Source organism: Pedobacter sp. 05L430, from assembly GCF_056397585.1.
Map to the genome: position 1 here is coordinate 1 of NZ_JBFTNT010000102.1, position 13,457 is coordinate 13,457.

General features: G+C 41.3%; 7 protein-coding genes. 3 read left to right on the plus strand and 4 right to left on the minus strand.

Annotated features, from left to right (window positions below):
- Window positions 1–109 precede the first annotated feature (109 nt).
- Both AC1DG9_RS14610 and AC1DG9_RS14615 read left to right on the plus strand, forming a co-directional pair.
- Complete coding sequence (locus tag AC1DG9_RS14610; protein ID WP_288879208.1) at window positions 110–2,029, plus strand: glycoside hydrolase family 97 protein; 1,920 nt, start codon at window positions 110–112, stop codon at window positions 2,027–2,029.
- Window positions 2,026–3,663, plus strand: coding sequence for a thioredoxin domain-containing protein (locus tag AC1DG9_RS14615; RefSeq protein WP_288879209.1), 1,638 nt, complete (start codon window positions 2,026–2,028; stop codon window positions 3,661–3,663). Before AC1DG9_RS14610 ends, AC1DG9_RS14615 begins: the two co-directional genes overlap by 4 nt.
- A gap of 174 nt (window positions 3,664–3,837) precedes the next feature.
- Here the strand turns inward: AC1DG9_RS14615 and AC1DG9_RS14620 are convergent, their stop codons facing one another.
- From AC1DG9_RS14620 to AC1DG9_RS14635, 4 genes are all read right to left on the minus strand, one after another.
- The gene (locus AC1DG9_RS14620; protein ID WP_288879210.1) at window positions 3,838–5,136 is read right to left on the minus strand and encodes an alginate lyase family protein; all 1,299 of its coding nucleotides are present in this window, start codon (window positions 5,134–5,136) and stop codon (window positions 3,838–3,840) included.
- Window positions 5,137–5,233: 97 nt separating this feature from the next.
- Complete coding sequence (locus AC1DG9_RS14625; RefSeq protein WP_172660167.1) at window positions 5,234–6,271, minus strand: IPT/TIG domain-containing protein; 1,038 nt, start codon at window positions 6,269–6,271, stop codon at window positions 5,234–5,236.
- Window positions 6,272–6,310: 39 nt separating this feature from the next.
- Entirely contained in the window at window positions 6,311–8,086 is a 1,776-nt protein-coding gene (locus AC1DG9_RS14630) for a RagB/SusD family nutrient uptake outer membrane protein (protein WP_172660168.1), read from the minus strand.
- Between the two features lie 21 nt (window positions 8,087–8,107).
- The gene (locus AC1DG9_RS14635) at window positions 8,108–11,398 is read right to left on the minus strand and encodes a SusC/RagA family TonB-linked outer membrane protein (RefSeq protein WP_477634796.1); all 3,291 of its coding nucleotides are present in this window, start codon (window positions 11,396–11,398) and stop codon (window positions 8,108–8,110) included.
- A gap of 472 nt (window positions 11,399–11,870) precedes the next feature.
- Here AC1DG9_RS14635 and AC1DG9_RS14640 point away from each other — a divergent pair.
- Window positions 11,871–13,457: right-handed parallel beta-helix repeat-containing protein (locus AC1DG9_RS14640; RefSeq protein WP_477634797.1), on the plus strand; the 1,587-nt coding region annotated here is incomplete at its 3' end.

Consider the following 13,457-nt stretch of genomic DNA (forward strand, 5'->3'; position numbering starts at 1 on the left):
AATTATAACCAGATATCAGAAATCACGGGGATAAAGTATCAATCTGTAGTTAATCAGGTTTACCGTGCAGTTCAGATTTTACGTGAAACCTGTCTACTTTCCAATATTTATGCAGCTTAGAAAATTAAAACCACTCTTAACCTTTGTTGTTGCTCTGGCTGGTTTCTTTAGTTCTGTTAGGGCACAGCAACTGGTTTCAGGATCTCTTCAGCAATTGTATTCTCCGGATAAAAATATCTTAATAACATTCTATCAGAAACAATTAACCGACCGTACCCGTGCGATGTATTACACGGTAAATTTTAAAGGAAAACCCGTTATACTGGAATCTTTATTGGATTTACAGTTAGACAATCATTTAAGTGAGCAGGCGATGGCGTTAAAGGTTGACCGGCGCGAAAAATGGTTTGAAAACCTGAAGATAACCGGAATTGTTCGCAATTCTAAAGATACAGCATGGACGCCCATAACCGGTGAGAGTAGCCAGATCAGAGATCATTATCAGGCCATCACGATACAAGCAGTAAAAGAAGACAATCCAATTTATCCCATCCACATAGAAATACGTGCTTATAATGAAGGCACCGCATTCCGGTATTTCTTTCCCGAGAATGAGAAGGGAACCTATTATCGGATTGTGTCTGAGAATACCGAATTTTCATTGCCCGAGGGAACTAATGCCTGGCATGCTTCATGGGCTCAGGCACCTTACCGGTTATTGCCTTTAAAGAACTGGCCGGATGAGGGAGAAAGACCTTTAACTTTGGAACTGCCTGATGGGTTATATGCCTGTCTTGCTGAGGCGCAGATGGTTGATTATGCACGTACAAAATTCAAACTGAGCACTGTAAAATCCAATACCATTCAAACTTCCATGTATACTCCTGCAGATCTGATCTCGCCATTTGGTACTCCATGGAGAGTCGTAATGGTAGCAGAAAAACCCGGAGATCTCATACAAAACAATCACTTGCTGCTTAACCTTAATACTCCATCAAAGATAAAGGATGAAAGCTGGATTAAGCCGGGCAAGATCATCAGGGTAATGACCCAGACCACTGCAGATGCAAAGGCGAATATTGATTTTGCGGTAAAACATAACCTTCAGTATATCCTGTTCGACTGGAAATGGTACGGGCCATCATTTACTTTTAAATCTGATGCTACTAAGGTGGCCATTCCGGATTTTGACCTTCCTGATATTATCAATTATGGGAAAGAAAGAGGCGTTGGTGTTTGGCTGTATGTAAACCTTCAGGGTTTGTATAGTCAATCTGATAGTTTGTTTAAGGTTTATGAGAAATGGGGGGTGAAAGGGGTGAAATTTGGGTTTGTACAAGTGGGGTCTCATCGCTGGACAACATGGGTGCAAAAAGCCATTCAGCAGGCTGCAGATGCGCATATCATGGTGAACATTCATGATGACTGGCGGCCAACAGGGGAACAGCGTACATGGCCTAATCTCTTGACTTCAGAAGGCATCAGAGGAAATGAGGAAATGCCCGATGCCACCAGCAATACCATTATGCCATTTACCCGATACATTGCCGGAGCAGCGGATTATACCATTTGTTATTACGACGAGCGAATCAAAACTACTCATGCCCATCAGCTGGCAATGGCGGCAGTTTATTATAGTCCCTTACAAACCTTATATTGGTACGATAAGCCAGCTCATTCCAAAGATGAACCGGAACTGGAGTTTTGGGATAAAATCCCGACTACCTGGGATGAAACCAAGGTCATACAAGGAAATCCTGGTGAATACATTACTATTGCCAGGAGAAAAGCAAAGGACTGGTTTATTGGAACGCTGACCAACAATGATGCACGTAAGCTTAAAATACCTTTAAATTTTTTACCAAAGGATAAAAAATACATTGCCAGTATTTATTCAGATGATCCTTCGGTTGCAACGGCTACTAAAGTAAGGGTAACCAGGAAACCGGTAGATCATAAAACCATAATTGATACAGATTTAATTCCATCTGGTGGGCAGGCCATCTGGATAAGAGAAATTACTAAATGATGAAAACCAAGTTTGACCTCCTGATTGTTCTTTTTTTTGTGATCCTATCAATTCCTGTCAAAGGAGCCGTCTGGCAATGGTCAGTGGCAGTGAAGACCATTCAAAACGATAAGCCTTGCAGGGCTTATTTATGGATTCCGCCCGATTGTAAAAGGGTTAAAGCTTTTATTTTTTCGCAGAACAACATGGAAGAGCATTCCATTCTGGAGGATCCTGAATTCAGAAAAGCTATGGGTAAGCTAGGTATCGCCCAGGTCTGGATTAGTCCGGCCTATGACCTTTTTTTTAATTTTAGTAAGGGGGCAGGAACTGTTTTCAATGATGTTATGAATGATCTGGCCGAGGTATCTGGTTATGATGAATTGCGGAATGCTCCATTTATCGGAATGGGGCATTCTGCTGCCGCCAGCGCTCCATATTACATGGCTGCGTGGAATCCTGAAAGAGCACTTGCTGCGATTTCAGTTAGCGGCCAATGGCCTTATTTTCGCCATCCCGTTTTTGCTCCGGATATCTGGGGAACTAGAAATATAGATTTTATACCCTGCCTGGAAACCATGGGAGAGTATGAGGCTGCTGAAAGTGTGGCTTTAGAAGGATTAAAGCAAAGAGCAACACATCCGCTGCTGCCTTTAAGTATGCTGGCAAGTCCGGCAGAGGGGCATTTTGCAAGTAGCCCTGAAAAGTGTAAATATATTGCGCTATACATAAAGAAAGTAATGCAGTACCGTTGGGTCGAAGGTACTGGCCAAACCAGACTTCGATCTGTAGATCCCACTAAAACAGGCTGGTTGGTTGATAAGTGGAGTAGGGATGAGCTTCCAAAGGCAGAAGCGGCGCCAGTGAGTCGGTACAAAGGAGATCCTGCGCAAGCCTTCTGGTATTTTGATGAGGAAATGGCAAAGGCCACTATGGATTATCAGGGTAGGTATCGCCATAAAAAAGTTCAGCTTATTGCCTATGTGCAAAATGGGAAAAAAGTTGAACAAAAGAATACACATCAGCAGATTAATCTGAAATTTGAACCCTTGCCAGATGGGATAACGTTTAAATTAGGTACAGCTTTTTACGATACTATACCGGGGGGAAGCCCCCGTCCGGCTATATGGGCAGGTGCTTCTGCTGGTGAGCGTATTGGGCACGCAAATAATGCGGAATCAATCGTGATCCGAAGAATTACAGGCCCGATGATCAGGTTTAATGACACTACTTTTCGAATTCAGCCTCAGTCGGGATTCTGGCAAAACCCACATAGTTATGAGCTGTGGTTTGCCGTTAGCCATCCAGGAGATGAACAGTATAGGCCAGCTGTGCAACAGGCCCAAATGCTTGTTCCTCCTATGAATACTGCCGGTAGGAAGCAGCACCTTACTTTTTTACCTATTCCGGATCAGTCTGCAAATAAAAACGGGATTGAACTTAAAGCCAGCTCAGATGCAAATGTGCCTGTTTATTTCTATGTGCAGGATGGCCCCGCAGAAATTGTAGGTAATCGCCTGAATTTTTTTAAAATTCCCCCACGTAGTCGTTTTCCTATAAAAGTTACTGTTGTGGCCTGGCAATATGGAAACAGCAATGAACCCAAATTGCAAACTGCAGCTCCTGTTATAAATACCTTTTGGATTACGCGTTAGCTGTTGTCTTAGAGCTGTTGTCTTAAACTGTCGTTTTAATGCTCGCCGTTTTAACGCTCGGTGATTTAACGTTGCCGTTTTAAAGTTGTCGTCATCTCCTTTGGTTAATCAAAGGAGATGACGGCGAGTGTTATAGCGTTGTGTGCCAAACACATCAATGTAAACAGAAACACCTCAAGGTAAAGAGTACATTAATGTTCCGAACCCTAACTGGTCAAAGCCCCCACTGTTTGGTCCGTAGTCACCTCCGCCTCCTTCTGGTAAAGTTGTTTGTACACCCAAAGCCGTATACCTCGCTTCAGACTCAGCAACTTTTTTAATCTTCGCATAATGAAAATAGGCGGCAGACCACATCGGACGAACCGTGCCCCGGCTATTGTCACTTACTACCTTGTGTACCTCTGATTGGGCGCAATTTGCTGCCCACAGACGGGTATATTCATGAAAAGGAACTCCCAGCCTCGCTACATTGTATTTGGCAGTGTATTCACAAGCTTTAAGGAAACGGTTATTATCAAGACCATAAAAATCGTCGCCCTGGTTCCATGCCATTTGGGAAATTGTACTCATTAACGCAATTACCAGTGTAGCATGACCCTGATCACGTCCACTTTCCTGCAATTGCGCCAAACCCGCATTTTCACCATCAAACACATAATTAATCGCTTTAAACCAGTTGCCATTGCCGTTTCCCCTTTGTAGATAGTTAATGGTATAATTATACATTGACCGGTTATCTGTTAATATACCAATGGCCATAATAGAAGCCAGGTTACACATATCCCAGTTTGCCCAATAATGGGAATCGCAAGTGCCGTTGTGTCTATTTAAGAAATCTTTGTTTATCGGATAAAAAACGTCTGTCATCCATTTTTGATACGCTTTAAAATCTGCTGCCTGCCAATTGCTATAATCCCTCATCAATTCCCCGGTCAATGCAAATTGATAGCCATAGATGCCGGCAGCCAATTGTGCATTTGAATCGCCGCTGATGCGCTTACAGGTACTTGCCCAGGCATTTAATATTTGAATGGATTTTTGCGCATATGTATTATCTCCGGAAATTTTCCATCTCAATGCCAGCTGATAGGCAGCTGCAACATCATTAAAGGCTCTTGAATAATTATCAGAATCTGGTTCTTCCGCACTTCCGCCACCCCGTACCAATTTTTCAGGAGGATTTGGCGTGTAAGATAACTGTGCATGTGAATTTGCCAGAAGTTTATCGTATCCTGAAAGCCATGGTTGTGCATTTTCGTTCAGCTTTGTTTTTATTCTTGCGAAATCTGCTGCGGTGTGTAATCCTCCAACATGTTTCATTGGAGCGCCTGGCGCCAGTGTATCAATAGATAAAGCAGTACCCTGAGGTGGATCTGTTGGGTCTGGTACTTGATTAGCAGCATCTTTCTTACTGCAGTTTAAAAGAAATATTGATCCTGCAAAAAGCAGAACCAGGTTAGTAAATAGTTTCATAATTGAGATTTAAAATTGATAGGGATTACCACGGGTATACTTTAAAAAATACTCCCGGGCTTGCATTTATCAAACCCGGGAGTATTAATTTTAGGTTTTAATTGTCTTTTACGCCATAGAACTCAAGCTCACTTACATTCAGGTTTCCGGTAGCAAAATACAGGTATAGATAACGGTAACTAGTTGTGCTGTTTATGGCTGCCTCATTCCAGTCATAAGCAGGGGCTGTTGTGATGGTGTATAAAAGGTCACCATTTGTCGTCCCTATTTTATCAGGATCATTTGTCCCATACACCCGGGCGCCATTCATTCTTGCGGCATTACCTGTTCTAGGGTAATAACGCATCCTGTTTAGTTTCGCTTTCCCGGCGGCTCCCAAATCAAAACCGAGATATCCCGATGCAACAGCACCATCGACAAAAGTTGCTATATTTCCATCAAACGCAGCTGCAATTGTTGTAGCAGGATTATTGCTCCATGAGCCGGGTGTTCCAATAATGGTTCCTGTTATTTTCTCCTCACCAACCAGGAAATAAATACCTTCAATTTCCTGTAGGCCTATATAAACCTTTATTGTGCCGGTAAGGCCTCCAACAGGTACTTTTACTTCTATCTTCGCATCTGTTGCAGAGATCACCTCGGCATTAACTCCACCAAAAGTAACCCTAATGTCACTTGCTATGGTTCCAAAGTTCTTACCCAATATGGTAACTAATGAACCCTCCAGACCGAACCCAGGCGAAATATTAATAATCTCTCCACCGGGTATAAAGGTGAAATTACCGGCCACTTCTTTGGTAAATTGCCAAACCTTTACAGAGATCTTTCCACTGGTGGCAGTTTTAGGAACAGTTACTACGATCTGCTTGTCGGTAACACTGATGATGTCCTCCTGAGTAGCCGCTACACCATTAAAATAAACAGTAACAGCTTTCTTAACATCTCCGAAATTAGTGCCGTTAATGGTGATTTGATATCCGGGCCGTCCTGCAGCCGGAGAAAAATCATTTACAGTTAGTTCAGGATAATTAAATTCTCTGAAGTTAGGATCTTTCTCACAGGAAGCGAACAAAATCGCGAAAAAGGAGAGGATACCGAACCAACTCAATATATTATAAACTTGTATTTTTTTCATAATTTCTAAAGATCTAATGATAATCCAATGTCTGTCCTACTAGTTATAACCAGGATTTTGAAGCAAATTCTTATTCAAAATAATTTGGTTTACAGGTATAGGATATAAATAATGTTTTGGTGCAAGAGAATGGTTTGCCGAACTGGAAACCACAACGCTTTTTAGCATCCCTTTTGGCGTTTGTACTGCCTCTTCTCCCCATACATACGAGGTAGGTTTATAAAGAGAAGTTGGCTGCCCCGAAGCATCTTTAAATGGTGTGGCATAACTTGCATCTCCTACAACTCTTCCCAATCGAGAAGCATTTAAAGAGACTTCCAGAATGCCCCAGCGTTTTAAGTCATCAAAACGCTTGCCCTCGCGGTATAACTCCACTGCTCTTTCTCTTCTGATTTCTTCTTTCATATCCAGACCGTTAGCCCCGGCCAATGCATTGGTCAAATGTGCTACTGCAGCACGATCTCTTAATTTATTTATAGAAGCATCCAGTTGTGCATCAGTGATGTTACCATTTAATTCAACTAATGCTTCTGCATAAGTCAGGTAAATTTCTGCCAGTCGAATAATTGGCCAATTGGCAGATTCAGTATTGTCAATCCTTCTTGAACCATATCCGTATACCGCATATTTGCTGTTTCCGTAGCCACTTGACCCTAAGCCTCCAAAGTCCAGTGTAACAGATGCGGGTGCGGTAGTGGAGGCGTACAAGTAGTTCAATAAACGTCTGTCTCTATTCTGAAATTCTGAAACTGCGGTATGATACCCTTGGAACAAAGGCGATTTAGCCGGTGGCAATCCATCTGTACACACCGCCATATCCACAAATTTGCGACTTGGATATAATTGTCCCGAGGTCCAGGTTATGTTTAGTCTTGCCTGTCTATAGGTATAATCATAAGTCCGATATAAAATGAATTCTTTATTAGAGGTCTTGTCGTACCCACCTGGATTAGACCCTGCATCCTCAAGATTGAACAAATACCATGAACTCGAATTTGCCATTTTTGAATCGGCATTTTTATTCCATAATTCATAACCCCCATTGGTCATAATGTCCTCGCATTGGGCTACAGCATCTGTAAGATACTTGTTTATATTACCAGGGTCGTATCCGGCTGTGCCGGCACCTTTGCTTGTGCCATCTCCATCAGGAGTCTGCCCTACATATTTTTCCCAGGTAGCTTCATACAACTGGACCTGGGCTTTCAAAGCCTTGGCTGCCCATTTGCTTGCCCTTCCTTTATCTGTGGCCGTTATGTTTTGCTCAATAGGTAATTTTGCAATAGCCTCATCTAAATCTGTTAAAATTTGTGCTACCACCTGATAACGACTATTGCGTTTTGCCTTTAATTCAGGCGAATTTATATCTAATACAGTTGTTACTATTGGTACACCACCATAAGTTTTAAGTAAACCAAAATAAGCATAAGCTCTAAAAAAATAAGCTTCGCCTACATACTGGCTAATTTCTGCTGCATTTGCATAGGTACTTGCTTTTGCAAGCAAAATATTGCAGTTACGGATACCGGAATAATTCCAATCATTATTGCCAACTACGATGGTGCCATAACCAATATCATAACCGTTTCCATTGGAATTTGCAGACAGATCTGAGCTATTGTCCATATTACCAAAACTCCATCCCTGTAGCTGGCCATAGAAATCGGCCGCAAATGCTTTAAAATCTGCGGACTTCTTAAAATATACTGCATCTGTATATTGTGCAGTAGGGTCCAGGTCTATAAAATCCTTCTGGCATGCAGAAATACTGAAGCCAAGTACCCCTATAGTTATATAATTGAATATCTTTTTCATTGCTTTAATCATTACTGGTTGTTAAAATCCAACATTTAAACCGAACGACCACGTTCTTGCAAACGGATAACCGCTATTTATAGAAGACTCGCCCATTTCCGGGTCAAAACCATCTTTAACAGATGTTGCTTCCCATAAGTCGTTTCCTGAGAAGTAAAATCTTACTTTGGATAGTTTTATCTTCTCCGTAATTCTTTGAGGTAAAGTATAACCTACGATCAACGTTTTTAAACGGATGTATCGGTTATTTTGCAACATAAAATCATTATTTTCATAATTCCATTTAGCCCTGGTTCCATTAACTGTTAAACGAGGAAATAATGCGTCCTGATTGCCCTCTGTCCATGTCTTTCCCAGAAATGCGGGATTCTGATTCGTAAATATTGCACCAAATKGATAAGCCATGTAACCGCTGCGCATGATATTCTGTTTCAACTGACCTTGAAAGAAAGCGTTTAAATCAAACCCTTTCCATGAACCACCCAAATTGAAACCAAAATTAAAATGTGGTGTGCCATCACCGGCATATACCAAAGAGCTTTTTTCGTTACCTATATTGGTAATATTACCTGTTCCTGCAACGTCAACTCTTTTTGTATCACCAGGACGTAAAGCTACTGCCTGATTGTTTTTAGGCATGTTGGCCAGGTTTGTACTAGACCCATAGGCAGCATAATATGCATCTACTTCTGCCTGGTTTTTAAAGTAGCCATCTGTTTTGTAAACAAACCAGGATTGCCATGGGCGCCCGTTTACGATTCCGTTTCTACCAGCGTTATAACTATCAGCACCTTCAACTCCCGATACCAAGGTTTTTGTATCACCAATGTTAAAAGCGAAATTATAGCTAAAGTCACCTTTTGTGTCTTTCCAGCCTATAACAAATTCCCAGCCTTTAGTATTGAATTTGCCGCTATTGGTTTTTGGTGCGTTACCTCCTAACACAGAAGGATAGCTTACATTGATTAGCATCCCAATATTGTTTTTTTCGAAAATATCAAAGTTGGTAGTTAATCGACTGTCAAAAAATTCCAGATCAATACCCAGGTTTTTTTGCTCTACTTTTTCCCATGTGCGGGTATAACTAATTAGTCCGTTGTTGTTCAAACTACTTGATGACTGTGGTGCAGCAGGCGAACCTAAAACAGCAGAGCCAATATTGACGGTCGACAGGTAATCGAAAGCACCCAAGCCAGATGCCTCATTTCCAGTAGTTGCGTAAGAAGCCCTTATTTTACCGAAATTAAGTACTGGCGTAATGCCCGTCAGAAAACTTTCTTTGGTAAATACCCATCCCAATTGTGCAGATCCGAAATTTTTAAATTTATAGCCTGAGGCAAACCTGGAGTTACCATCTCTTCTGCCTATCAATTCCGCCAAATATTTTTCGGCATAATTATAGTTCAATCTTGTCAGGTATGAAAACCTGCCATTTTGGGTCTTGGTTCCGCTGTTTGTTTGCGTTTCTAACCCGGCCAGACTAATATCATAAACGCCCTGGTCTTCAAAACCCACACGGTTAGCCGTTACCTGTTGCGAGTTGCTTTTTTCTGCATTGAGGCCTGCTACCGCCGATATATTGTGTACACCATTGAATGTTTTTTCATAACGTAACAATGCCGAGTAATATTGATAAAGCCCTTGCCAGGCATAAGTATTGTAAGTGTTATTTGTACCTCCGGTATTTAAACCAATCCCTGTGGGCGTGCCATACCAATTGTACAACTGCACAGGTAATACATATCTTTCTGAGTTAAATCTCTCGTTTTGCAAAGATGCCAAACCTTCCAGGGCAAGATCCTTAAAAATCTGATAGGTGGCGGTTACGTCCACTCTTCCGGTAAGTGAATTTTTATTTTCTCGCCCACCGGCAGCTGTCATAGCCGCTGCATTTCTGTTGGCACCCCCGTCAATTCCGTTAAATGTAGCAAACCATTGCCCGAAAGGATTTTTCGCTGGATAAAAAGGCATGTCGTAAGCATAAAGTGTATTGTCTAGCCCAACAGAAGGTGTACTGGTATTGGTATTAACCAAACTAACATTCGATTCAAGTTTAAATTTATCAGATAGCTTATAGTCGTGGTTAAAGTGAAGATTGTATTGTTTCTGTCCGTCATAAGCAGTAGCTAAATTTCCTCTGTTGTTTGCATAACCCACAGACAGACGATATCCTGTTGAGTCTGTACCTCTGGAAATACTTAAATTATGCTGTTGAGAATAACGCGTGGCAAACATCTCATCCAATCGGTTAGCATTAAAGATATAGTAATCTGTTCCAAAAAGATCATATCTGCCTTCCACACCTTGCTGCATTTTCTCCAGGTTTTCTTTATTTCCCCAAACCCAGTAATTTGGTCCGGCTTCTTCTTTGTTTGCCGCTAGCCATATTGAAGCATATTGCTGCATATTGGGCGAATAACCGGTAATACCGTTGGTATTAAAACGCGCATTACCATTGTAATTCACTTGTAATTTGCCTTTTCCTTTCTTAGTTGTTACCAGTATCACACCATTGGAAGCCCGTGAACCATAAATTGCTGCGGCCCCATCTTTCAAAACAGAAATGCTCTCAATATCATCGCTATTCATATTCTGGAAGGAATAGGAATTGAGAACAGGGACACCATCCACAATAATCAATGGATCGCTACCATTCACAGAAGAATTCCCACGAATCCTGAATGCTAAACCTTCGTTACCAGGGCGGGGTGAACTACGGGTAACCAACAGTCCTGGCGATTGACCTTGCAATGCCAGACCCACATTAGTTACAGCACGATCCTGGAACACTTTGCGGTCAATAGTTTCTACAGCACCTGTAAGTGTCGCTTTCTTTTGCTTTCCATAACCTACAACTATCAATTCATCCAATACATCATTTGTTTCTTTTAGTTTCACATTAATAACTTCTTTGTTATTAACTGCCAATTCCTGCGTTTCAAACCCAATGGAACTAAAAACCAGAATACTTATACTATTTGGTACGGTTAACTTAAATTTTCCGTTTTTATCTGTAACCGCACCCAGATTGGTGCCTTTAACTTTAACAGATACTCCCGGAATTGCTTCTCCTTTGGCATCGGTTACAGTACCCGACACTACCTGATCCATTTTTGCAAAATGATTTCTGCTGTTATTTTTTAAGCCCTTTATACTAGCATAGTGGGGATCCGAAAAGCTATCAGGGGTGTTATGAGTGTTAGAGGATTTAGAATAGGCTAGATTGATCAATGATGAAAATAGAATCATCTGACCAAATCCAACCCTCATAATCTTACTCCATTGAGTTGAATTTTGTAAGTGAAGTTTCATAAATTTATTTGGTTCTTTAAATGGAAAAATAAAAAGACCGCTTTCCTATTCTAAATAGTTGCGGCAAGATTAATTAACATAAAATCTCTTTATCCTAAGGAATCCTTTTCATACGCTCGGTTTAAGTGGTTTATCTATAGACGCAGCACTTTCCATTCAATACTCTCTTGCCAGATTTTATTGGTGTGTTTTGTATATAAATTATAGTTTGTTAGCTTTATTTCTGCCGTGGTGGGAATAACATATGGGTACATTTCGTCATGCAAGGCACATCGCCATCTCGAACGTTGTGAGAGATCCCTTGGTTCTGCCAGTTCAAGAGATCTCTCACAACGTTCGAGATGACGACAGTTTTAAACAATCTGTCATTGATAATTTTTTGCTTCGCAGCTATTTCGTGGTCAGCATGATGAGTGAGCCAATGAGTATAAAAAGCCCATTATGTTGTCATATCATTATAACTAGATTTTAAATGAAAAAAATTGTTTTGTTTCTTAGTCTTTGCCTTGCCCAATCTTTTTTGGTTAATGCTTTTTTTCAGGAGACACCAGGCTCTGGTAAGTTGATTTACGTATCCAAATCCGGAAATGATTCTGCCGATGGTTCCTTTGCGCGGCCGCTTTTGACTATTAGCCAGGCTATATTAAAAGCAGAGCCAGGGGACCAGGTGATTGTTCGGAAAGGTATGTACAGGGAACTCGTAGTATTAAATAGGAGTGGGGCATCTGAACAACAAAGGATTACCATAAAAGCCGCTAAAGGCGAAACCGTAAGCATTAGAGGCTCTGAACAGGCAAAAAGCTGGACCAAAGAAAAAAACGGCATTTGGAAATTGCTTATAGATACGTCATCGTTTAAAGGCATTATTTTTTTCAATAATGTAAAAATGCAGCAGCAGAATGAGCTTAAACACGTAAATGGAGCTGTATTAAGCTGGATAGCAGAAAACGGTGGTGGAAAAGTTATGATCAAAGCAAATTTTGGTAAAAGCAATCCCAACGAATCGCTTACCGAAATACMCGTAAGGTCATCCGGAATTTCAGCTTTGGAAAATGTAAATTATATTGCGTTAGATGGAATTCATGTGAGTCAGGTAGTGAGCGCCATTTCCAGCATCTATGGAAAACAGGGAGGAGCAATTGAGACGGGTGGAGGAACACACTGGATCATCCAAAACTGCACCGTAGACAATTGCAGTGGCGTGGGTATCTCAATTGGTAATACCGGTAAAACGTATCCTGAAGCCAGCCCAAGAAACCCGGAGTTCAGCAATTATAAAGAAATCGAAAAGGTTGGTCATCACGTCATTCGTAATAACCATATATTAAACTGCGGCCAGGCAGGAATTTTTGGTTTAGCGGGAGGCGCTGCAAGTTTGATAAATGGAAACCTGATTGAAAAGATCAATACCGAAGGGTTGTACACAGGCACAGAATCTGCCGGCATCAGATTGGCAGTGGCCATAGACGCTGTGATTAAAGGGAACTTAATCCGCCAGATCAAAGGAAAGCAAGGTTTTGGTATTTATCTGGGACCCTTGTTTCAGGCTACGCGGATCAGCGAAAATATAATTTCTGATACAGGGGCTGATGCAATATATCTTTTCAACAGCCATGGGCCGGCGCTGGTCGACAACAATGTGCTTGCTTCGGGAAATCAGGCCGGAAAATCAGGTGTCAAAATGCTCGCCAGTGAAGCGAATGTTTTTATCAAAAACCTGTTTTACAATTGTAGTTTTACCAATGAACGTCAGCCAGGGAAATCGGTGGCCACAAGTAATTATCTGCCCCATACTTTAGTCATCAAACAAACCATTCCTTCTCTCAATATAGACCATCGCTGGTTTGGGAATGTTTTTGTAAAACAAAAGCTGGATACCCAAAGCTGTACGGGATGCAAGATAGATTACAACACTTTTGTAGATGATGCCAATTTCCATTTGATACACACTGAGCGTGGTGCAAATGTTAAAGTTAACCTGAAGGGGAACGTAACAACACATCCCGAATTTAATGCAGATTTCATCGGTTTTTTTGCTTTAAGTAAGCAGTATATCGAG

Excerpts from the sequence above, each read along its gene's own strand:
- AC1DG9_RS14610 (WP_288879208.1), top strand. The coding sequence starts at position 110 with ATGCAGCTTAGAAAATTAAAACCACTCTTAACCTTTGTTGTTGCTCTG.
- AC1DG9_RS14615 (WP_288879209.1), top strand. The coding sequence starts at position 2,026 with ATGATGAAAACCAAGTTTGACCTCCTGATTGTTCTTTTTTTTGTGATC.
- AC1DG9_RS14620 (WP_288879210.1), bottom strand. The coding sequence starts at position 5,136 with ATGAAACTATTTACTAACCTGGTTCTGCTTTTTGCAGGATCAATATTT.
- AC1DG9_RS14625 (WP_172660167.1), bottom strand. The coding sequence starts at position 6,271 with ATGAAAAAAATACAAGTTTATAATATATTGAGTTGGTTCGGTATCCTC.
- AC1DG9_RS14630 (WP_172660168.1), bottom strand. The coding sequence starts at position 8,086 with ATGAAAAAGATATTCAATTATATAACTATAGGGGTACTTGGCTTCAGT.